Below are 22523 nucleotides of genomic sequence, written 5' to 3' on the forward strand. Positions count from 1 at the left end.
GATCGTGCCGATCGCGATGGAAGAGCGCCTGCGCTTCGCCATCCGTGAAGGCGGCCGCACCGTCGGCGCCGGCATCGTCGCAAAGATCATCGAGTAGTCTCACTCGATGCTGATTTGAGAAAGGCGGGCTTCGGTCCGCCTTTTTCGTTTGTGGACCGGAGCGGAGTGATTGGAATCCGCAGAGGCCAATGCACCATTTGGCTATTACGCGCCGATCAGGCTGCTGTGGGCTTCTGATCAACGGTTGGCCATGATCTCCCGCACGCGCTCCAGATCGGACGGCGTATCAACCGGGATGTCGTTTCCGGGCTGGACCTCGACCATGCGCACCTTGTGGCCGTGTTCCACAAATCGCAGCATCTCCACGCCTTCCGCCTCCTCGACCGGCCCCGGCTTGAGGGAGGCGAACAGTTCGAGTGCCGACTTGCGAAACGCGTAAAGGCCGAGTTGCCGGAGGTGGCGCACGGCGTTGCCCTTCGGAAAGGGGATCGGCAGGCGCGAATAGGCCAGTGCATTGCCGGCCACGTCGCGGATCACCTTGACCGTGTTGGTGTCGATCGCGTCGCTCGAATTGGTGATCACATGGCAGGCATTCGTGGCCGCTACGCTTTCGTCGGATTCGATCAGCGCCTCGACGACAGCGTTGACTGCCAGGGGATCGATCAGAGGCTCGTCGCCCTGGACGTTGACGATCACCGGATGCTCCACGAATGACGCCGCCTCAGCGACGCGATCCGTGCCGGTGGCGTGGTTCTTGCCGGTGCGAAGATAGGGAAGGCCGAGGATCTCGCAGCTTTTCACGATGCGGTCGTCCTCGGTGGCGATGATGGCCTCGTCGACGAGTTCCGCTTCCATGGCCCGCTGGAACACGTGCCACATCATCGGTTTTCCGTTGATGTCGGCCAAGGGCTTCCCGGGAAAACGTGTTGCGCCGTATCGGCAGGGGATGATCGCGACAGCCTTGGTCATTGCGTGTTCTCCGGTCAGATCAGCTCGGCGATGTCTGCCGGCTCATTCAGAAGATGATGGTTCGGTCCGGCGGGCGTCCCGTAACCCCATGCGACGTGCGCGTAGTCGATGCCGGCCCGCATCGCCGCTTCGTGGTCGGTTTCCATATCACCGATGTAGAGGGTGCGGGACGGGTCCGTGTTCTGTTTGGCCATCGCATACAGCAGGGGGTCCGGGGCGGGTTTGCCGCGCAGATCCGGCCGAGGTGAAAGCACGATGTCAAAGGCGTCGGCAAGCCGTTCAAGCGCGAGTTGGGTGCGCAACGCATCCTTGGACGTGATGATGCCCGTCTTGATGGGCGACACGGCGATGTCGTGCAGAACTGCTTCGATGCCGTCGAAGAACGGGGTGGCGGCAAGGTGGGCGGCCGATTCTCGGCGAAAGGTTGCCTCTATGCCGGTGGCCTTGTGGGCCAATCCGAGCCGCGCCAGTATTTCGGCGAAGGCCCTGCCGATCTCGCTGAAATAGGATTCGAAGGGAACCGACACGTCATGTTCGGCCATCACCGCTTCCCAGGCTTTCCGCATGTTTTCCCGCGAATCCAGGATGACCCCGTCCAGATCGAAGAGAACAAGCTCGTATTTGCGTCGCAGCATGGAATGCCTCTCAAATGCGCCGTACATTCCCTAGCGGCACAAGCAGGTGAGGGCAATCTTGCCTCGGGTCGCTTTTCGGAGCGATCTTTTTCGTATCGAGTTGTACGTCCGGTGATTTGCGTCTAACTAGTGGCATTGCCGCAATGGAGGGTGACGTGACCAAAGCTCTGTTCTGATCCGCTTGAACGCAGTTCCGACCGAAAGAACAGAAGTCATGTCACGTCCGTTTCTCAACGCCTCCGCGCGTCATCCCATTGCGTTGCCGAATGGCGAGCGCCATCTGCAGACCGTCCATCTCAATCGCGCCATCGACCATCCGAATATCGAGATAGGGGATTACACCTATTATTCCGATTTCGAGCCGGTGGAGGACTATGCCGCGCGGATTGCGCCCTACATCTATCCGGGATCGCCGGAGAGGCTCGTGATCGGCAAGTTCGTGCAGATCGCGCACGGGGTCCGTTTCATCACCGCTTCCGCCAACCATCCGATGCGCGGGATTTCGACCTATCCCTTCGCGGTCTTCAATCCGGACACAATGGGCGCCTATGTCGATGAAGTCGCCGAACACGGCGACACCGTCGTCGGCAACGATGTCTGGCTGGGCTACGGCGCGACAGTGTTGCCCGGTGTCACCATCGGCGATGGCGCGATCATTGGCGCCAAGGCCGTGGTCAGCCGTGACGTTCCGCCTTTCGCGGTGGTCGCCGGCAATCCCGCCGAGGTTCGGCGCATGCGTTTCGATGCCGCCACGGTGGAGGCCCTTCTGGAGGTTGCCTGGTGGGACTGGGAGATCGGTCGAATCGAGGAGGCACGCACGGCCATCGAGGGCGGCGATCTCGCGGCCCTAAGGGCGACGTGAGCCGCGCCGAATGCTCCTGACTCAGGGCTGGCAGGAGGGGGGCGTATACCCCTCTCCGTCATCCAACCATCAGGAGTTCGAAATGGAGAAGCGCTTTCACGGATCGTGCCATTGCGGGGCTGTGGCATTCGAAGCCGTCGGAGATCTGGACGCCGGGACTTCGCGCTGCAATTGCAGCTATTGCCGCAAGACGCGCAGTTGGGGCTTCCGGGTGAAGCCGGAGAGCCTCAAGGTCACACGCGGAGAGGACCGATTGACCGCCTATGCCTTTTCGGAAGGCCGCCCGGATCACTGTTTCTGCTCAAAATGCGGCGTGCATCTGTTTGGCCGGGGATATGTCCCCGAACTGGGCGGCAATTTCGTTTCGTTGCAGATCGGTTGCATCGACGATGCCTCAGTGGAGGAACTCGTTGCCGCACCGGTCATGTGGTGCGACGGTCTGAATGACAATTGGTGGAATCCTCCTGAAGAAATCCGCCATCTTTGACCGTGAAGCGCTGGACAAGGCCGGTGGGCCGTAATATGGAACGCGCCGTCGCGTCCTTCGGGACACCGGCCGTAGGGGTATAGCTCAGTTGGTAGAGCGACGGTCTCCAAAACCGTAGGTCGCGGGTTCGAATCCTGCTGCCCCTGCCAGCCTCCCGATCCGGCGTAAGCAGCCCAAAATTTCAGCATTCCTGTTCGTCTCGACCGTGAAGGCCGCGGATCGCCGTCGCTTTGCTGTCTGGCACGTGAATTGCCCTTACCGAATCATACCGTTAGGATTCGCGGAAGGGGGTGCGCATGGAGCATGGCGAGGGGGCGATTTTCCTGGAGGACGCGCTGGTCTTCCTGTTTGCGGCCGGCATCATCGTTCCCCTGTTCCGGCGGCTCCATTTGCCGATCATCGTCGGCTTCGTCATCGCCGGTGCGGCGCTCGGCCCGAACGGGTTCGGGGCGCTTGCCCATGACTGGCCGGTGCTCAGCCATTTCACCATCACCGATCCTGACGCCGCGGACCAGTTCGCCGAACTGGGCGTGCTGTTCCTTCTGTTCATGCTCGGCCTGGAATTCTCCTTCGAGAAGCTGTGGGGCTTGCGCCATCTGGTGTTCGGCGGCGGCAGCCTTCAGGTCGGCGTGAGCGCAGTACTGCTCTCGCTCCTAGCCTATGTCGCCGGGGCGAGCGCTGTTGGAGCGGTGACCGCCGGTCTGGCCCTTGCACTCTCGTCCACGGCGATCGTCTCGCAGTTGCTGATCGACCAGCACCGGATTGCCGCGCCCGTCGGTCGCACGACGATCGGCATCCTGCTCTTCCAGGACCTGCTCGTTGCACCGATCCTGATTTTTGTCGGCTTTGCCGGGGGAGGCGAGGGCGGCAGCATCACGACGGTGATCCTGACTGCGCTCCTGCAGGGCGTGGTGGCGATCCTGACGATCTACCTCATCGGCCGCTACCTGTTGCGCCGCATCTTCCACGGGGCCGCTTCGGCGGGCGGACGCGACCTGTTGATGGCGCTGACGCTGCTCACGGTGATCGGCGCGGCCGCGATCACGGCCGGGGCGGGGCTATCGCTTGCCCTCGGTGCGTTTCTCGCTGGTCTGCTCGTGGGCGAGACGGAGTTCAAGCATCAGATCGAGGTGGACCTCGAACCGTTCAAGGGGCTCTTTCTCGGGCTGTTCTTCATGACCGTGGGGATGGATCTGAACCCGTCGATCATTCTGGCGAACCTGCCGATGGTGGTGGCGGGGATCGTATTGCTGATCGCCGTCAAGGCCGCCGCGGCGGCGCTTGCCATCCGGCTGGTGACCGGCGACATGTCCAAGGCGCTCGATGCAGCCGGTCTGTTGGCTCCGGCCGGGGAATTCGCCTTCGTCGTGCTCGGCGTCGCGACGACGACCGGTGTGATCGATCCCGGCAACGGTGTCGTCATCGCGGCGATCGCAGGACTGTCGATGGTCCTGACGCCACTCACCGGCCGTTTGGGCACAAGGCTGGCGGAGAAGCGGGCCAAGCCGCCGGCGGACGCGCCCACGGTCTCCGACTATTCCGACCTCGAAGGCCATGTCATCGTCGCGGGGTTCGGCCGCGTCGGTCACGCGATCGCCCGCATCCTTGAAACAGAAGATGTCGATCTTGTCGCGCTCGACAGCCATGCGGGCCTCGTTTCCGAGCGGCGCAGGGATGGGCGAAAGGTCTATTACGGGGATGCCGCACGATCCGAAATCCTGGAGAGGGCCGGAGCGAAGGGCGCGGCCATGCTTGTCGTCACGGTCGACAACCGCACCAGCGCGAGCGCGATGGTCCGGGGCTTCCGCAAGCTGTGTCCGGCGACACCGATCTTCGCGCGGGCCCGGGACAAGGCCCATGCCCAGGAATTGCTGCAGGCCGGAGCCGACTTCGTGATCCCGGAAGCCGTCGAGGCCGGGTTGCAACTGGCGGGGCGTGCGCTGGAGCAGTTCGGTTATGACGGGGACAGCGTCCGAACCCGTCTTGCTCTCGAACGCGACAGCGAATATATGCGCGCAACTGACGGATGAGAGCTGGGGATCGGCCCCGTCAAATCTTGCCATGTTCCGTTTTTTCCGGCTTCCCTCTTGATTTTGCGGGGAATCGGCTTTAGTTGACCCGGTGCGCTGGTATTGTCCTGGCCGGACGGGTGCGCATTCATGGAAAGCTGACGACGGTGCAAGAAGCGTGACGCCGCTTCGAGCGCCCTTTTTTGCCCTCTCGTTCAGTCACCGTGAGACGACTTAACGTTGCGTGGCGTGAGGCCTCGCATTGGAATGGATGCCATGGCAATAACCAACCCTTTCACCTTTCTGCAGCAAGTCCGCTCAGAAACGGCAAAAGTGACGTGGCCTTCGCGTCGCGAAACCATGATTTCGACGATCATGGTTCTGGCGATGGTGGTCATTGCCTCGATTTTCTTCTTTACGGTCGATCAGCTCTACGGATGGGGGTTCGACCTCGTCTTCGGTCCGGCCAGCTAATCAGTTTTATGGAATAGCCGTTACATGCCTGCCCGCTGGTACATCGTTCACGCATATTCGAATTTCGAGAAGAAGGTCGCGGAATCCATCGAGGAGTCCGCAAAGGCCAAGGGTCTCTGGGAAAAGTTCGAACAGATCCTGGTGCCGACCGAGAAGGTGATCGAGGTTCGCCGCGGTCGCAAGGTCGACTCTGAGCGCAAGTTCTTCCCGGGCTACGTGATGGTCCGCGCCGACCTGACCGACGACGTGTTTCACCTGATCAAGAACACGCCGAAAGTGACCGGGTTCCTCGGTTCCGACAACAAGCCGATCCCGATCACCGACAAGGAAGCCGACCAGATTCTCGGCCAGATCCAGGAAGGCGTCGAGCGGCCGAAGCCCTCCGTCTCCTTCGAGGTCGGCGAGCAGGTGCGTGTTTCGGACGGTCCGTTCGCGTCGTTCAACGGCACGGTGCAGGAAGTCGACGAGGAGCGTTCGCGCCTCAAGGTCGAAGTATCGATTTTCGGTCGGGCGACCCCGGTCGAACTGGAATTCGGTCAGGTCGAAAAGGGCTGATCGAGAGCGGCTTCGGCCGCAAGAGCGGTGGGAGAAAGGGCGTCTTAGCCGGATGTCCGATCGTACCACCAACTCTTTGAACCGCCGGGCGACCGGCAGAGCGAAAGAAGAGAGTGCACAATGGCTAAGAAGATTGCAGGCCAGCTGAAGCTCCAGGTCCCGGCGGGATCGGCGACTCCGTCGCCGCCGATCGGCCCGGCGCTGGGTCAGCGCGGCATCAACATCATGGAATTCTGCAAGGCGTTCAACGCCGCGACGGGTGAGTTGGAGAAGGGGTCGCCGATCCCGACGACGATCACCTACTATCAGGACAAGTCCTTCACCTTCAAAACCAAGACGCCGCCTGCGTCCTACCTCTTGAAGAAGGCCGCGAACCTGAAGTCCGGCTCCAAGGAGCCCGGCAAGGCCTCTGCAGGCAAGATCGGCCGCGACAAGATCCGCGAAATCGCCGAGACCAAGATGAAAGACATGAACGCCGCCGACATCGAAGCGGCCATGCGTATGATCGAAGGCTCCGCTCGCGCGATGGGCCTGGACGTGGAGGGCTGAGTCGATGGCTAACGTAGGCAAGCGCACCCGGCAGATCCGCGAAGGTCTCGATCGCAACAAGCTCTATGGTCTGACCGAGGCCGTGACGCTGATCAAGGATCGCGCCAAGGCGAAGTTCGACGAGACCGTCGAAGTGGCCATGAATCTCGGCGTCGACCCGCGCCATGCCGACCAGATGGTCCGCGGCGTGGTCAACCTGCCGAACGGCACGGGCCGTACGGTTCGTGTGGCCGTGTTCGCCCGTGGCGACAAGGCTGAAGAGGCCAAGGCGGCTGGCGCCGACATCGTCGGTGCGGAAGAGCTCGTCGAAGCCGTCCAGGGCGGCAATATCGACTTCGATCGCTGCATCGCGACTCCGGACATGATGCCGCTGGTCGGCCGTCTCGGCAAGGTGCTCGGCCCGCGCGGCATGATGCCGAACCCGAAGGTCGGCACCGTCACGCCGGACGTGGCCGGTGCGGTCAAGGCCTCCAAGGGCGGCGCCGTGGAATTCCGCGTCGAGAAGGCCGGCATCGTGCATGCCGGCGTCGGCAAGGCTTCCTTCGACGCCAAGGCGCTGGAAGAAAACATCCGCGCCTTCGCGGATGCGGTGAACAAGGCCAAGCCGACGGGTGCCAAGGGCACCTATGTCAAGCGCGTGGCCGTGTCCTCGACCATGGGTCCGGGCGTCAAGATCGATCCGTCGACCCTGTCGGCCGAAGCGTGATCTGAAGTTTCGGGGGTGTCCTCAGGGGCGCTCCCTCAGTCTTTCCGGACCGGTCCGCCGGTTCGGAAAAGCCGGGCGACATGCCCGGTCCCTGTCCGAGATTGCGGGTGGCTCGCCTTAATTCGCATGAGCCTGCATGAGACGCGAAGGGCCCAAAGGATTTTCGGCCGAAAGGCCGCTGTTTGCGGGTTCGAACGTATTGCCTTGTGTCGCGACTTCTCGTCCGGCGTAAGGGGGCAGGATCCTCGAGCGTCGTCGGGTGGTCCCAAAAGGTCTCCTGGCGGCAAAGGCAACCGCAGGCAGCGCCGCAAGCGTCGCCTGCATAGTGGAGAGACGCAGTGGATAGAGCGGAAAAACGCGAATTCGTCACGCAAATGAACTCCGTCTTCAGTGAAGCGGGTTCGATCGTCGTGGCCCACTACACGGGTCTTACCGTCGCGCAGATGGGCGAGTTTCGCTCCAAGATGCGTGATGCGGGCGGAACCGTGAAGGTCGCGAAGAACCGTCTTGCCAAAATCGCTCTCAAGGGCACGGAAGCCGAAGGCATGTCCGACCTGTTCACAGGTCAGACGGTCATCGCATATGCGAGTGATCCGGTCACGGCTCCCAAAATCGCGAGTGAATTCGCCAAGTCGAACGACAAGCTCGTTCTGCTCGGTGGCGCGCTCGGCGCAACGGTTCTCGATGCGAACGGTGTGAAGGCGCTTGCCGACCTGCCGTCGCTGGACGAACTGCGCGCCAAACTTGTCGGCATGATTTCCACGCCGGCGACGCGCATCGCTCAGGTTGTCAACGCACCGGCAGGGAACCTTGCCCGCGTTTTCAACGCATATGCCCAGAAGGACGAGGCGGCATAGGCTGTCTTCATCACACACATCAATCGAAGTTCGAACCTGATCAAACCAAGGAAAATGTAAAATGGCTGATCTCGCAAAAATCGTCGAAGACCTGTCGAGCCTGACCGTTCTGGAAGCTGCAGAACTGTCCAAGATGCTGGAAGAAGCTTGGGGCGTTTCCGCCGCTGCTCCGGTTGCTGTCGCAGCCGCTGCCGGTGGTGCTGCTCCGGCCGAAGCCGCCGAGGAGAAGACCGAATTCGACGTCATCCTCGAGTCCGCTGGTGACAAGAAGATCAACGTCATCAAGGAAGTCCGTGGCATCACCGGCCTCGGTCTGAAGGAAGCCAAGGACCTCGTCGAAGGCGCTCCGAAGGCTATCAAGGAAGCGATCTCCAAGGGCGAAGCCGAGGAAATCGTGAAGAAGCTCGAAGAAGCCGGTGCAAAGGCTTCGATGAAGTAATTTGCGTGCGGCGGACGGACTGGTTCCGTCCGCCGCGTGTTTCCTGTTCGGAACCCTTTTCCCGAGATCGCCGAGAGCGGTTTCCGGAAACGGGTTTTTACCGTTTGAAGAGCTGGAAGGCCGGGCGCATGGGTCTTCGCTCTGTTTTCGGTTTTCTCCGCGCGGGCGCGGAGCATGATGCGGCAGGCCCGAAAGGGCAGACAACAAGGAGCGGCAATGGCTCAGTCCAACACCTTCAACGGACGCAGACGAGTAAGAAAGTTTTTCGGACACATCCCCGATGTTGCCGAGATGCCGAACCTGATCGAGGTTCAGAAGGCCTCCTACGACCAGTTCCTGATGGTCGACGAGCCGAAGGACGGGCGTCCTGACGAGGGTTTGCAGGCGGCGTTCAAGTCGGTCTTCCCGATTTCCGATTTCTCCGGCGCCTCCATGTTGGAATTCGTGCGCTATGAGTTCGAAGCGCCCAAATTCGACGTGGAAGAGTGCCGTCAGCGCGATCTGACGTTCTCCGCGCCGCTGAAAGTGACGCTGCGCCTGATCGTGTTCGATATCGACGAGGACACCGGCGCCAAGTCGATCAAGGACATCAAGGAGCAGGATGTCTACATGGGCGACATGCCGCTCATGACCGACAACGGCACCTTCATCGTCAACGGCACCGAGCGCGTCATCGTCTCGCAGATGCACCGTTCGCCGGGCGTCTTCTTCGACCATGACAAGGGCAAGACGCATGCGTCGGGCAAGCTGCTGTTTGCCGCCCGCGTTATTCCGTATCGCGGTTCCTGGCTCGACATCGAGTTCGACGCCAAGGATCTCGTCTATGCGCGTATCGACCGTCGCCGCAAGATTCCGGTCACGTCGCTCCTGATGGCGCTTGGTCTGGATTCCGAAGAAATCCTCGGAACCTATTACAACGCCATCGAATACAAGCGCGACGGCGACGGCTGGCGCGTGCCGTTCTCGGCCGAGCGCATGAAGGGCATGAAGGCGACGACCGACCTCGTCGACGCGGATTCCGGCGAGATCGTTCTGGAAGCCGGCAAGAAGCTGACCGCCCGCCAGGCTCGCCAGCTCTCCGAGAAAGGCATCCAGGCGCTGCGCTCCACCGACGAGGAAATGTACGGCATGTTCCTCGCCGAGGACGTCGTCAATTTCGAGACGGGCGAGATCTATCTGGAAGCCGGTGACGAGATCGACGAGAAGACGATCACTGTGCTGCTGGAATCCGGCCACGAGACGTTCAGCATTCTCGACATCGACCACGTCAATGTCGGCGCCTACATCCGCAACACGCTGGCTGCCGACAAGAACGAGAGCCATCAGGACGCGCTGTTCGACATCTACCGCGTCATGCGCCCGGGCGAGCCGCCGACGATGGAAACGGCCGAGGCCATGTTCCAGTCGCTGTTCTTCGATTCCGAGCGTTACGACCTTTCGGCCGTCGGTCGCGTGAAGATGAACATGCGTCTTGGCCTCGATGTCGAGGATACCGTGCGCGTTCTGCGCAAGGACGACATCATCGAGGTTCTGCGCACGCTGCTCGACCTGCGTGACGGCAAGGGCGAAATCGACGACATCGACAACCTCGGCAACCGCCGCGTGCGTTCTGTCGGCGAATTGATGGAGAACCAGTATCGCGTCGGTCTGCTGCGCATGGAGCGCGCGATCAAGGAGCGCATGTCGTCGATCGAGATCGACACCGTCATGCCGCAGGACCTGATCAATGCGAAGCCTGCTGCGGCGGCCGTGCGCGAGTTCTTCGGCTCCTCGCAGCTCTCGCAGTTCATGGACCAGACCAACCCGCTGTCCGAGATCACCCACAAGCGTCGTCTGTCGGCGCTTGGACCGGGCGGTCTGACGCGCGAACGCGCCGGCTTCGAGGTTCGCGACGTTCACCCGACCCACTACGGCCGTATCTGCCCGATCGAGACGCCGGAAGGCCCGAACATCGGTCTGATCAACTCGCTGGCGACCTTCGCCCGCGTCAACAAGTACGGCTTCATCGAGAGCCCGTATCGCAAGATCGTTGACGGCAAGGTCACCAGTGAAGTGGTCTATCTGTCGGCGATGGAAGAGGCCAAGCACCACGTCGCACAGGCGAACGCCGAAATCGGCGACGACGGCGCATTCGTCAGCGAATTCGTCATCTGCCGCCATGCCGGCGACGTGATGCTGACGCCGCGTGAACAGGTCGACCTGATGGACGTGTCGCCGAAGCAGCTCGTTTCGGTCGCCGCGGCTCTCATTCCGTTCCTGGAAAACGATGACGCCAACCGCGCTCTCATGGGTTCGAACATGCAGCGTCAGGCCGTGCCGTTGGTGCGCGCCGAGGCGCCGTTCGTCGGCACCGGCATGGAGCCGATCGTGGCGCGCGACTCCGGCGCCGCCATCGGCGCACGTCGCGCCGGCATCGTCGACCAGGTCGATGCGATGCGTATCGTCATCCGCGCGACGGAAGAGCTCGATGCCTCGAAGTCCGGTGTCGACATCTACCGCCTGCAGAAGTTCCAGCGCTCCAACCAGTCGACCTGCATCAACCAGCGTCCGCTGGTGCGCGTCGGTGACGTGATCGGCAAGGGCGACATCATCGCCGACGGTCCGTCGACCGACCTCGGCGACCTGGCGCTCGGCCGCAACGTGCTCGTCGCGTTCATGCCGTGGAACGGCTACAACTACGAGGACTCCATCCTTCTCTCCGAGAAGATCGTCCGCGACGACGTGTTCACCTCCATCCACCTCGAGGAATTCGAAGTGATGGCGCGCGACACGAAGCTCGGGCCGGAGGAAATCACGCGCGACATTCCGAACGTGTCGGAAGAGGCGCTGAAGAACCTCGACGAGGCAGGTATCGTCTATATCGGCGCCGAAGTCGGTCCGGGTGACATCCTGGTCGGCAAGATCACGCCGAAGGGCGAAAGCCCGATGACGCCGGAAGAAAAGCTTCTGCGCGCCATCTTCGGCGAGAAGGCGTCCGACGTGCGCGACACCTCCATGCGCATGCCGCCCGGCGCGTTCGGCACGGTCGTCGAAGTGCGCGTCTTCAACCGCCACGGCGTGGAGAAGGACGAGCGCGCGATGGCAATCGAGCGCGAAGAGATCGAGCGTCTCGCCAAGGACCGCGACGACGAGCAGGCGATCCTTGACCGCAACACCTTCGGCCGCCTGGCTGAGATGCTGGACGGTCAGGAATCCATCGCCGGACCGAAGGGTTTCAAGAAGGGCGCCTCGCTCAACGCGGAGCTTCTCGACAACTACCCGCGCTCGCAGTGGTGGCAGTTCGCCGTCGCCGACGAGAAGGTCCAGGACAATCTGGAGCAGCTGCGCAATCAGTACGACGACTCCAAGAAGCGCCTCGAACAGCGCTTCATGGACAAGGTCGAGAAGGTGCAGCGCGGCGACGAGATGCCGCCCGGCGTGATGAAGATGGTCAAGGTCTTCGTCGCGGTGAAGCGCAAGATCCAGCCCGGCGACAAGATGGCCGGCCGTCACGGCAACAAGGGTGTGGTCTCCCGCATCCTGCCGATCGAGGACATGCCGTTCCTGGAAGACGGGACGCATGCCGATATCGTGCTCAACCCGCTCGGCGTGCCGAGCCGCATGAATGTCGGTCAGATCCTCGAGACGCACCTTGGCTGGGCTTGTGCCGGCATGGGTCGCAAGATCGGTGAGCTGATGGAAGCCTATCGCGAGAACGGCGACTTGAACCCGGTCCGCGAGACGCTGGAAGACATCATCCCGGCCAACAGCCGCAACGAGCAGATCGCCAAGCTGGACGACGACGGTGTTGTCGAAATCGCAAAGCAGTTCGAGCGCGGCGTCTCCATCGCGACGCCGGTCTTTGACGGCGCTGTCGAGGCCGACATCAACGAGATGTTGTCCAAGGCGGGCCTGAAGGAGACGGCTCAGTCGACGCTGTATGACGGCCGTACCGGCGAGGAGTTCGACCGTCAGGTGACGGTCGGCTACATCTACATGCTGAAGCTGCACCACCTGGTCGACGACAAGATCCACGCGCGTTCGATCGGTCCGTACTCGCTCGTTACCCAGCAGCCGCTGGGCGGCAAGGCGCAGTTCGGCGGCCAGCGCTTCGGCGAGATGGAGGTCTGGGCACTCGAGGCATATGGCGCGGCCTACACGCTGCAGGAAATGCTGACGGTCAAGTCGGACGACGTTGCCGGCCGCACCAAGGTCTACGAGGCCATCGTGCGCGGCGACGACACGTTCGAGGCAGGCATTCCGGAGAGCTTCAACGTTCTCGTCAAGGAAATGCGCTCGCTCGGCCTCAATGTGGAACTCGACTCCACACGCGCGGCCACGCTCGAAGAAGAGCAGCAGGCGCTGCCCGACGCCGCCGAGTAACTGACGGCGCGCCGCCGGACCGACCCGTCCGGCGGCGCTGTGACCGCTCTGGCCGACAGCGACCACTGTTTGGCCGGTTTTTGGGATTATTGAGCGGACTCATCCATCCGCGCAGGCAACGGGGACTTTGCCCCGATAGGAGAACGGCATGAACCAAGAGGTTGCAAATCTTTTCAACCCTCAGGCTCCCGCCCAGAATTTTGACGCGATCCGGATTTCGATCGCCAGCCCGGAAAAGATCCTTTCCTGGTCGTTCGGCGAGATCAAGAAGCCGGAGACGATCAACTACCGCACTTTCAAGCCGGAACGTGACGGCCTGTTCTGCGCGCGCATCTTCGGTCCGATCAAGGACTACGAATGCCTGTGCGGCAAGTACAAGCGGATGAAGTACAAGGGCATCATCTGCGAGAAGTGCGGCGTTGAAGTCACGCTCAGCCGCGTGCGCCGCGAGCGCATGGGCCACATCGAGCTGGCCGCGCCGGTCGCTCACATCTGGTTCCTGAAGTCGCTGCCGTCGCGCATCGGCACGCTGCTCGACATGACCCTGAAGGACATCGAGCGCGTCCTGTATTTCGAGAACTACGTCGTCACCGAACCCGGCCTGACCACGCTGAAGGAGTTCCAGCTCCTTTCGGAAGAAGAATACATGATCGCCGTCGACGAGTTCGGCGAGGACCAGTTCACCGCGATGATTGGCGCCGAGGCGATCCAGGAAATCCTGGCCGCCATGGACCTGCCGAAGATCGCCAACGAGCTGCGCGAGGAACTCGAGACGACCACGTCCGACCTGAAGCAGAAGAAGCTGATGAAGCGGCTGAAGGTCGTCGAGAACTTCATGGATTCGCAGAACCGTCCGGAATGGATGATCATGAAGGTCATCCCGGTCATTCCGCCGGATCTGCGTCCGCTCGTGCCGCTGGACGGCGGCCGTTTCGCGACCTCGGACCTGAACGACCTCTATCGCCGCGTCATCAACCGTAACAACCGCCTGAAGCGGCTCATGGAGCTGCGCGCGCCGGGGATCATCATCCGCAACGAGAAGCGCATGCTGCAGGAGGCCGTCGACGCATTGTTCGACAACGGCCGCCGCGGACGCGTCATCACCGGCGCCAACAAGCGGCCGCTGAAGTCGCTGTCGGACATGCTGAAGGGCAAGCAGGGCCGCTTCCGTCAGAACCTGCTCGGCAAGCGCGTCGATTATTCGGGCCGTTCGGTCATCGTGACCGGTCCGGAGCTGAAGCTGCACCAGTGCGGCCTTCCGAAGAAGATGGCGCTCGAGCTGTTCAAGCCGTTCATCTACGCGCGCCTCGACGCGAAGGGCTATTCGTCCACCGTCAAGCAGGCCAAGAAGCTGGTCGAGAAGGAAAAGCCGGAAGTCTGGGACATCCTCGACGAGGTGATCCGCGAACATCCGGTGATGCTCAACCGCGCGCCGACGCTGCACCGTCTTGGCATCCAGGCGTTCGAGCCGGTTCTGATCGAGGGCAAGGCGATCCAACTCCACCCGCTTGTCTGCACCGCCTTCAACGCCGACTTCGACGGCGACCAGATGGCCGTGCACGTTCCGCTGTCGCTTGAAGCGCAGTTGGAAGCGCGCGTGCTGATGATGTCGACGAACAACATCCTCCATCCGGCGAACGGCCAGCCGATCATCGTGCCGTCGCAGGACATGGTTCTTGGCCTCTATTACCTGTCGATCGTGGCGGAGAACGAGCCGGGGCAGGGGATGGTCTTCTCCGACATGGGCGAACTGCACCATGCGCTGGAGACGGAAGTCGTCACGCTGCACACCAAGATCAAGGGCCGTTTCAAGACGGTGGACGAGGAAGGCAATCCGGTCTCGTACATCTTCGACACCACCCCGGGTCGCATGATCATCGGCGAGTTGCTGCCGCGTCACGGCAAGGTGTCCTTCGACATCTGCAACACGGAGATGACCAAGAAGAACATCTCCAAGATGCTCGACGTGGTCTATCGCCACTGCGGCCAGAAGGAGACCGTGATCTTCGCTGACCGCATCATGGCGCTCGGCTTCAACCATGCCTGCCGCGCCGGCATCTCGTTCGGCAAGGACGACATGGTCATTCCGGACACCAAACCGTCGATCATCGCGGAAACGGACCGGATCGCCAAGGAATACGAGCAGCAGTACAATGACGGCCTGATCACCTTCGGTGAGAAGTACAACAAGGTCGTCGATGCCTGGGCGCGTTGCGATGACAAGCTGACCGAGGAAATGATGGCCGGCATTCAGGCCGTCCAGTTCGAGGAGAACGGTCGCCAGAAGCAGATGAACTCCATCTACATGATGGCGCGTTCCGGTGCTCGTGGTTCGACCCGTCAGATGAAGCAGCTTGCCGGCATGCGCGGCCTGATGGCCAAGCCGGACGGTTCCATCATCGAAACGCCGATCATTTCCAACTTCAAGGAAGGTCTGTCGGTGAACGAGTACTTCAACTCCACCCACGGCGCCCGCAAGGGCCTCGCGGATACGGCGTTGAAGACCGCGAACTCCGGTTACCTGACACGTCGTCTCGTCGATGTGGCGCAGGACTGCATCATCACGCAGAAGGACTGCGGCACGGAGAAGGGTCTGACCATGTCCCCGATCGTGGATGCCGGTCAGATCGTCGCGTCGCTCGGCCAGCGTATCCTGGGCCGTACGGTGCTCGAGGATGTCGTTCATCCGGAGTCGGGCGAGGTGCTCGTCGCTGCCGGCGTGATGGTCGAGGAAAAGGATGTCGATGTCATCGAACAGGCTGGCATTCAGACCGTGAAGATCCGTTCGGCACTGACCTGCGAATTGCAGTCGGGTGTCTGCGGCGTCTGCTACGGCCGTGACTTGGCCCGGGGTACGCCTGTCAACATGGGCGAGGCCGTCGGTGTCATCGCCGCTCAGTCGATCGGCGAGCCGGGCACGCAGCTCACCATGCGTACCTTCCACATGGGCGGTACGGCGCAGGTGGTGGATCAGTCCTTCCTGGAAGCTTCCTACGAAGGCACGATCGAGATCCGCAACCGCAACGTGGTGCGTAACTCCGAGGGCGCTCTCATCGCGATGGGTCGTAACATGGCGATCATCACCCGCGACGAGAAGGGCGAGGAACGCGCTTCCCAGCGTGTCACCTACGGCTCGAAGCTCATGGTGGATGACGGTGACAAGGTGAAGCGCGGCCAGCGTCTGGCCGAGTGGGATCCCTATACCCGCCCGATCATGACGGAAGTCGAGGGAACGGCGAAGTTCGAGGATCTGGTCGACAGCCTGTCGGTTCAGGAATCGGCGGACGAGTCCACCGGCATCACCAAGCGTATCGTCATCGACTGGCGTTCCACGCCGCGCGGTGCCGACCTGAAGCCGGCGATCACTGTCCTCGATACTGACGGCAATGTCGCCAAGCTGGCCAAGGGCGGCGATGCTCGCTTCATGCTGTCCGTGGACGCCATCCTGTCGGTGGAGCCGGGCAGCCATGTGAAGCCGGGCGACGTGATTGCGCGTATTCCGATGGAAAGCGCCAAGACCAAGGACATCACCGGTGGTCTTCCGCGCGTCGCCGAACTGTTCGAGGCTCGTCGTCCGAAGGATCATGCCGTCATCGCCGAGATCGATGGCACGATCCGCTACGGTCGCGACTACAAGAACAAGCGCCGCATCGTCATCGAGCCGCATGACGAGACGCAGGAGCCGGTCGAGTATCTCATCCCGAAAGGTCGTCCGTTCCACTTGCAGGACGGCGATACGATCGAGAAGGGCGACTACGTGCTGGACGGCAATCCGGCGCCGCACGACATCCTGGCAGTGAAGGGTGTGGAAGCTCTGGCTTCCTACCTCGTCAACGAAATCCAGGAGGTCTACCGGCTGCAGGGCGTGGTGATCAACGACAAGCACATCGAGGTGATCGTTCGCCAGATGCTGCAGAAGATCGAGATCACCGATGCGGGCGACTCCCAGTACATCGCCGGCGATAATGTCGACCGGATCGAGCTGGAAGAAGTCAACGAGCGCCTGGTCGAGGAAGGCAAGGCGCCTGCGACGGGCGACCCGGTCCTGCTCGGCATCACCAAGGCTTCGCTGCAGACGCCGTCCTTCATCTCGGCGGCTTCCTTCCAGGAGACCACCAAGGTGCTGACCGAAGCGGCGGTCGCCGGCAAGATCGACACGCTGCAGGGTCTGAAGGAAAACGTCATCGTCGGCCGTCTCATCCCGGCCGGTACCGGCGGCACGATGAACCAGATCCGCCGCATCGCCACGGCTCGCGACGACCTCATTCTCGAGGAACGCCGCAAGACCTCCAATGCGGCGAGTGCGGACGCGATGCTGATCGACATGAGCCAGTCGGGCGAGGCTGCCGAGTAGGGCGCCTTTCCGAACCGAAAATTGAAACGCCGGGCCCTGCGCCCGGCGTTTTTCGTTTCAGTAGATGCCGAGCCCGAGCGCCCAGGTGATCATCATCGCGCCATTGGCGGCGGCGGCGAGGCCGAGTGCAATCCACAACACCCCCGGGCGCGGGGAAAGAAATGCGGCCAGGGCCATGATGCCCGGCGCCATCGTGAGAAACAGGCGAAAATAGGAAAGAATGCCGCTCGCCAGCGTGATACCGGCGACCGCCGTCATGAAGACGGCATGCGGCCAGTTGCGTCGCATGATGAGAATGCCGAGCGAAAAGACGCTGACCCAGGCCATGACGATGCTCGGCACGATTTCAGGCTGGACCTTGCCGCCAAGCAGGAACGGCCCGATGAGCGTGAGGACCGGGTTTTGCAATTCGCGTTTCCAGGCACTCTGGACGGAGGCGAAGGCCAGCGGATCACCGGTCAACTGGTTGAGATAGGCCATGAAGCCGGCGAGAGCCGCAACCGGGATGGCCATTCCGATCAGGAGTGCGACTCTCCGCGCAAGCACGACATCGCGATCGCGCCAGCCACCATGTGCTTGCCATGCGTGAACGAGCATCGGCAACACGAGCAGAATGCCGAGGTTGCGCGTCATTGTGGCCAAGGCGGCAGCGCAGCCGGCCAGCAGCCAGCGTTCGCGGCGCGCAAAGGCGAGCGATACGATTACGGCGAACAGGAACAGCGATTCCGAATAGGCCGAGGAAAAGACGTAGCTTCCCGGCAGGAAACAGAAGAGAGCGACAGCGATGCTTGCGGCCCGTTCGCCATAATGATGAGCCGTCTCGTACCAGATCACGGGCAGGGCAGCGGCGAAGGCGGCATTGGCCACGATCAGCATGGCGACGAAGGGTTCGACACCCGCGGCCGCACTGACATATTTCGAGAGGTAGGGAAACAGCGGATAGAAGGCCCAATTGGCCTGACCTTCCATGCCGGGCGTCGTTCTGACTGCAGTGTCGTAGCCGTCACGAATGATGTCCAGGAACCATTCCGTATCCCAGACACCCCAGATGTCGAGCCAGACAAAGGTGGAGAACTCCGCGCGGCGAAACTCCGCCTGCATCACCGGATAAATCAGTTCGCGCGCACCGACCCCGATCGCCTCGAGCAGCAAGCGACTGAGAAGAAAGGTCGCGAGACAATAGAACAGGACCGTAACCGCTCGGCGGCTGACGGCGATTGCACCGTATCCCGACATCGACACCACTTCACCTAGCTTCCGGGCTTCCAGTCCTTCAGAACGGCGAAGGGATCGTAGTCTTCGCCTTCGTCGCTGGCGTCGAAGCCCGTGTCGTCTTCCGTTTCGAGCCCTTCGGCAAAGGTCACGATCGCAACTTCGCCTTCCAGCGCGCCCTGATAGGCCGAGGCGTGCGGCTCTTCGTCCGGCGCGTCGATGATGGCGCCGATCTGGTCGAATTCGGCTTCTTCATAGCCGCGTTCCGCCAGGGCGTTGAGCGCTGCGCGTACCGCCGAATCATCATCCGGTGCGACCAGCAGGATATGGACGTCGATTTCGGGTCCGTCTTTCACGGGCCAGACCCGTCCGATGATGATGGAGACGCCGCCGGTTTCCGATTCGTCGCTCATGTGGTGATTCCCGTCTTGGTGTTCGCAGATCAGAATTGATCATGATTCCCGGCGTGATGCGACAGCACGACATGTGCCGCAACCCGGCCCTCGGCAATTAATTGCGTTTCGAAGCCGTGTTTGCGCAACAAGATTGCGCTGTTTACATGGTGCAGCAGGTCAGGTCGGGCGCAGACCCCGTGCGGTTCCAAAAAGTACCCGGCTTGTCTTGACGAAACAGGGGGTTGCGTATAGATACCCGCCATCCAGCCGATGTGAGACGGATTTTTCGGTGGCGCCGAGCCCTGAAGCTTGTCTCAAACAAGGCTGACCAGCGAAGCTGAAACATTGCGGATCCATGAAGCGGCTTGCCGTTTCCTCTGGCGTGTTGGGGCAGGGCCTGCAGGGGCCTCATGCCCCGCTGTTGCATGTTTAGGCGAAACAGATTTTCGCGCGCATGCGCTCGAATGAACGAAGGATGGCTTGATGCCTACAGTCAATCAGTTGGTCCGTAAGCCCCGCGTGGCTCCGGTCAAGCGCAACAAGGTGCCGGCCCTGCAGGCCAACCCGCAGAAGCGCGGCGTGTGCACCCGCGTCTACACCACGACGCCGAAGAAGCCGAACTCGGCTCTGCGTAAGGTCGCCAAGGTGCGCCTGACGAACGGCTTCGAGGTGATCGGTTACATCCCGGGTGAAGGGCACAACCTTCAGGAGCACTCCGTGGTCATGATCCGCGGCGGCCGCGTGAAGGACCTTCCCGGCGTGCGCTACCACATTCTGCGCGGCGTGCTCGACACGCAGGGCGTTAAGAACCGCAAGCAGCGCCGTTCGAAGTATGGCGCCAAGCGTCCGAAGTAAGGTTTGACCGGCGCGCCCGATGGCCGCCGCCAGAAGTGAGAATCAGATATGTCGCGTCGCCACAGAGCAGAAAAACGTGAAATCAACCCGGATCCGAAGTTCGGGGACATCGTGATCACGAAGTTCATGAACGCCATCATGCTGGACGGCAAGAAGTCGGTCGCAGAGCGCATCGTCTATGGCGCTTTCGACGTCATTGCCGACAAGACGAAGCAGGAGCCGGTCGAGCTCTTCCACCAGGCGCTCGACAATGTCGCGCCGCACGTGGAAGTGCGTTCGCGCCGCGTCGGCGGTGCCACCTACCAGGTGCCGGTCGATGTCCGTCCGGAGCGTCGTCAGGCTCTGGCGATTCGCTGGATGATCTCGGCAGCGCGCAAGCGCAACGAAACGACCATGATCGATCGTCTTTCGGGTGAGCTGATGGACGCCGCCAACAATCGCGGCTCCGCGGTGAAGAAGCGCGAAGACACGCACAAGATGGCGGACGCCAACCGCGCGTTCTCCCATTACCGCTGGTAAGCAACCTACTGTTCAGAGAGGCCTCCTCCCATGGCTCGCGAATACCCGTTGGAAGACTATCGTAACTTCGGCATCATGGCGCACATCGATGCCGGCAAGACGACGACGACCGAGCGCATCCTCTACTACACCGGCAAGAGCCACAAGATCGGCGAAGTGCACGACGGCGCTGCGACCATGGACTGGATGGAGCAGGAGCAGGAGCGTGGCATCACGATCACGTCTGCTGCGACGACCACCTTCTGGAACGGTCGCGACGGCAAGCGCAAGCGCTTCAACATCATCGACACGCCCGGACACGTGGACTTCACCATTGAAGTCGAGCGTTCGCTGCGCGTGCTCGACGGCGCTGTCGCTCTGCTGGACGCCAATGCCGGCGTCGAGCCGCAGACGGAGACCGTCTGGCGTCAGGCCAACAAGTACAAAGTCCCGCGCATGATCTTCGTCAACAAGATGGACAAGATCGGTGCCGACTTCTATCGCTGCGTCGAAATGATCGGCTCGCGCCTCGGCGCCAAGCCGGTGGTGATGCAGCTGCCGATCGGCGCGGAAAACGATTTCGCCGGTTGCGTCGATCTCATCGAGATGAAGGCGCTCGTCTGGAAGGCCGAGAACCTCGGCGCCGAGTGGGACATCGTCGACATTCCGGCCGACTTGCAGGATCGCGCTGAAGAGTTCCGCGAACTTCTGATCGAAGCCGCTGTCGAAGTCGACGAAGAGGCGATGGAAGCCTACCTCGAAGGCGAGATGCCGGACAACGACAAGCTGCGCGCACTGGTCCGCAAGGGCACCTGCGAAGTGCAGTTCTTCCCGGTCTTCTGTGGCTCGGCCTTCAAGAACAAGGGCGTTCAGCCGCTGCTCGACGCTGTCGTCGATTTCCTTCCGTCCCCGATCGACGTCCCGGCCATCCGCGGCATCGACCCGAAGACCGAGTCCGAGATCAAGCGCGTATCGTCCGACGACGAGCCGCTCTCCATGCTCGCCTTCAAGATCATGAACGATCCGTTCGTCGGTTCGCTGACCTTCTGCCGCATCTATTCGGGCAAGGTTGAAACCGGCGTTTCCCTGATGAACACCGTCAAGGAAAAGCGTGAGCGCATCGGCCGCATGCTGCAGATGCACTCCAACTCGCGTGAGGACATCAAGGAAGCCTATGCTGGCGACATCGTCGCTATCGCGGGCCTGAAGGAAACCACGACGGGCGACACGCTTTGCGATCCGCTGAAGCCCGTCATCCTGGAGCGTATGGAGTTCCCGGATCCGGTCATCTCGATCGCGGTGGAGCCGAAGTCCAAGGGCGACCAGGAGAAGATGGGCCTCGCGCTCAACCGTCTCGCTGCCGAGGATCCGTCTTTCCGCGTTCGTTCGGACGAAGAATCCGGCCAGACGATCATCTCGGGCATGGGCGAGCTTCACCTCGACATCCTGGTCGATCGCATGAAGCGCGAATTCAAGGTGGAAGCCAATATCGGCGCTCCGCAGGTTGCCTATCGCGAGACCATTACGCGTCAGGCCGAGATCGATTACACGCACAAGAAGCAGTCGGGCGGTTCCGGCCAGTTTGCGCGCGTCAAGATCACATTCGAGCCGAACCCCGAGGGCGAGGATTTCGTGTTCGAGAGCACCGTCGTCGGGGGCAACGTTCCGAAGGAATACATCCCGGGCGTCGAAAAGGGCATCCAGTCGGTCATGGACTCCGGTCCGCTCGCCGGCTTCCCGATGCTGGGCGTGAAGGCAACTCTGACCGATGGCGCTTACCACGACGTCGACTCCAGCGTGCTCGCCTTCGAAATCGCGGCCCGTGCCGCGTTCCGCGAAGGTGCGCAGAAGGCTGGTGCCCAGTTGCTCGAGCCGATCATGAAGGTCGAGGTGGTGACGCCGGAAGACTACATGGGCGACATCATCGGTGACCTGAACTCGCGTCGCGGACAGATCGCCGGCACCGAGAGCCGCAACATCGACCAGGTGATCACCGCCATGGTGCCGCTGGCCAACATGTTCGGTTACGTGAACACGCTGCGCTCGATGAGCCAGGGTCGCGCCCAGTACACGATGATCTTCGACCACTACGAGGCTGTGCCTCAGGCGGTCGCCCAGGAAATTCAGAAGAAATACGCCTAAGGCGGGAGCCGGTTTGGGCCCGCTTGGCGGGTCCGGCCGTGTGACAGAGAAGAACGGAGAATAAAGATGGCTAAGGGTAAGTTTGAGCGCACGAAGCCGCATGTGAACATCGGCACGATTGGTCACGTTGACCATGGCAAGACGTCGCTGACGGCAGCGATCA

20 protein-coding genes and 1 tRNA gene are annotated in these 22523 nt (G+C 61.8%); 17 read left to right on the forward strand and 4 right to left on the reverse strand.

From position 1 onward, the window contains the following. Positions 1 to 97: hypothetical protein (locus MRY80_RS10530; RefSeq protein WP_293290844.1), on the forward strand; the 97-nt coding region annotated here is incomplete at its 5' end. 140 nt (positions 98 to 237) lie between these two features. Here MRY80_RS10530 and kdsB read toward each other — a convergent pair. Both kdsB and MRY80_RS10540 read right to left on the reverse strand, forming a co-directional pair. After that, on the reverse strand, positions 238 to 969 hold the full coding sequence (gene kdsB / locus MRY80_RS10535) for a 3-deoxy-manno-octulosonate cytidylyltransferase (protein WP_293290805.1): 732 nt from the start codon (positions 967 to 969) through the stop codon (positions 238 to 240). Between the two features lie 14 nt (positions 970 to 983). Further along, positions 984 to 1604 carry an HAD family hydrolase gene (locus tag MRY80_RS10540; protein ID WP_293290807.1) on the reverse strand — a complete coding sequence of 207 codons (621 nt, stop codon included), beginning with the start codon at positions 1602 to 1604 and terminating at the stop codon, positions 984 to 986. Positions 1605 to 1818: 214 nt separating this feature from the next. Between MRY80_RS10540 and MRY80_RS10545 the strand changes: the two genes are divergently transcribed. The 12 genes from MRY80_RS10545 (at position 1819) to rpoC (ending at position 17258) form a co-directional block, all read left to right on the forward strand. Continuing rightward, positions 1819 to 2466 carry a CatB-related O-acetyltransferase gene (locus MRY80_RS10545; protein ID WP_293290809.1) on the forward strand — a complete coding sequence of 216 codons (648 nt, stop codon included), beginning with the start codon at positions 1819 to 1821 and terminating at the stop codon, positions 2464 to 2466. A gap of 82 nt (positions 2467 to 2548) precedes the next feature. Continuing rightward, entirely contained in the window at positions 2549 to 2953 is a 405-nt protein-coding gene (locus MRY80_RS10550) for a GFA family protein (RefSeq protein ID WP_293290811.1), read from the forward strand. A 73-nt stretch (positions 2954 to 3026) separates the two neighbouring features. Next, positions 3027 to 3102, forward strand: a tRNA-Trp gene (locus tag MRY80_RS10555). A gap of 147 nt (positions 3103 to 3249) precedes the next feature. After that, entirely contained in the window at positions 3250 to 4983 is a 1734-nt protein-coding gene (locus MRY80_RS10560) for a cation:proton antiporter (protein WP_293290813.1), read from the forward strand. Between the two features lie 255 nt (positions 4984 to 5238). Then, entirely contained in the window at positions 5239 to 5436 is a 198-nt protein-coding gene (gene secE, locus MRY80_RS10565) for a preprotein translocase subunit SecE (protein ID WP_293290815.1), read from the forward strand. 24 nt (positions 5437 to 5460) lie between these two features. Beyond that, positions 5461 to 5991: a transcription termination/antitermination protein NusG gene (nusG, locus tag MRY80_RS10570; RefSeq protein ID WP_293290817.1), complete on the forward strand. Its 531-nt coding sequence runs from the start codon at positions 5461 to 5463 to the stop codon at positions 5989 to 5991. A gap of 120 nt (positions 5992 to 6111) precedes the next feature. Continuing rightward, positions 6112 to 6540 carry a 50S ribosomal protein L11 gene (rplK, locus tag MRY80_RS10575; RefSeq protein WP_293290820.1) on the forward strand — a complete coding sequence of 143 codons (429 nt, stop codon included), beginning with the start codon at positions 6112 to 6114 and terminating at the stop codon, positions 6538 to 6540. Positions 6541 to 6544: 4 nt separating this feature from the next. After that, the gene (gene rplA, locus MRY80_RS10580) at positions 6545 to 7246 is read left to right on the forward strand and encodes a 50S ribosomal protein L1 (RefSeq protein WP_293290822.1); all 702 of its coding nucleotides are present in this window, start codon (positions 6545 to 6547) and stop codon (positions 7244 to 7246) included. A 338-nt stretch (positions 7247 to 7584) separates the two neighbouring features. Further along, positions 7585 to 8103 carry a 50S ribosomal protein L10 gene (gene rplJ, locus MRY80_RS10585; protein WP_293290824.1) on the forward strand — a complete coding sequence of 173 codons (519 nt, stop codon included), beginning with the start codon at positions 7585 to 7587 and terminating at the stop codon, positions 8101 to 8103. Positions 8104 to 8164: 61 nt separating this feature from the next. Continuing rightward, the gene (rplL, locus tag MRY80_RS10590) at positions 8165 to 8542 is read left to right on the forward strand and encodes a 50S ribosomal protein L7/L12 (protein WP_293290828.1); all 378 of its coding nucleotides are present in this window, start codon (positions 8165 to 8167) and stop codon (positions 8540 to 8542) included. 216 nt (positions 8543 to 8758) lie between these two features. Continuing rightward, complete coding sequence (rpoB, locus tag MRY80_RS10595; protein WP_293290830.1) at positions 8759 to 12904, forward strand: DNA-directed RNA polymerase subunit beta; 4146 nt, start codon at positions 8759 to 8761, stop codon at positions 12902 to 12904. 148 nt (positions 12905 to 13052) lie between these two features. After that, positions 13053 to 17258, forward strand: a complete 4206-nt coding sequence (gene rpoC, locus MRY80_RS10600; RefSeq protein WP_293290832.1) for a DNA-directed RNA polymerase subunit beta' — start codon at positions 13053 to 13055, stop codon at positions 17256 to 17258. Positions 17259 to 17315: 57 nt separating this feature from the next. On the opposite strand, the gene MRY80_RS10605 is transcribed toward rpoC, so the two are convergent. Together MRY80_RS10605 and MRY80_RS10610 are read right to left on the reverse strand one after the other, a co-directional pair. After that, entirely contained in the window at positions 17316 to 18494 is a 1179-nt protein-coding gene (locus MRY80_RS10605) for a hypothetical protein (RefSeq protein ID WP_293290833.1), read from the reverse strand. 14 nt (positions 18495 to 18508) lie between these two features. Continuing rightward, positions 18509 to 18883: a transcriptional regulator gene (locus tag MRY80_RS10610; protein WP_346433396.1), complete on the reverse strand. Its 375-nt coding sequence runs from the start codon at positions 18881 to 18883 to the stop codon at positions 18509 to 18511. A gap of 465 nt (positions 18884 to 19348) precedes the next feature. On the opposite strand from MRY80_RS10610, the gene rpsL reads away from it, so the two are divergent. The 4 genes from rpsL to MRY80_RS10630 form a co-directional block, all read left to right on the forward strand. Continuing rightward, complete coding sequence (gene rpsL / locus MRY80_RS10615; protein ID WP_175276139.1) at positions 19349 to 19720, forward strand: 30S ribosomal protein S12; 372 nt, start codon at positions 19349 to 19351, stop codon at positions 19718 to 19720. A gap of 48 nt (positions 19721 to 19768) precedes the next feature. Beyond that, positions 19769 to 20239: a 30S ribosomal protein S7 gene (rpsG, locus tag MRY80_RS10620; RefSeq protein WP_293290840.1), complete on the forward strand. Its 471-nt coding sequence runs from the start codon at positions 19769 to 19771 to the stop codon at positions 20237 to 20239. Positions 20240 to 20269: 30 nt separating this feature from the next. Beyond that, on the forward strand, positions 20270 to 22360 hold the full coding sequence (fusA, locus tag MRY80_RS10625) for an elongation factor G (protein WP_293290842.1): 2091 nt from the start codon (positions 20270 to 20272) through the stop codon (positions 22358 to 22360). A 66-nt stretch (positions 22361 to 22426) separates the two neighbouring features. Next, the coding region (locus tag MRY80_RS10630; RefSeq protein ID WP_293290799.1) for a GTP-binding protein at positions 22427 to 22523 on the forward strand (97 nt) is incomplete at its 3' end.

It is taken from the genome of Oricola sp. (genome assembly GCF_022763245.1).
Taxonomy (GTDB): Bacteria; Pseudomonadota; Alphaproteobacteria; order Rhizobiales; family Rhizobiaceae; genus Oricola.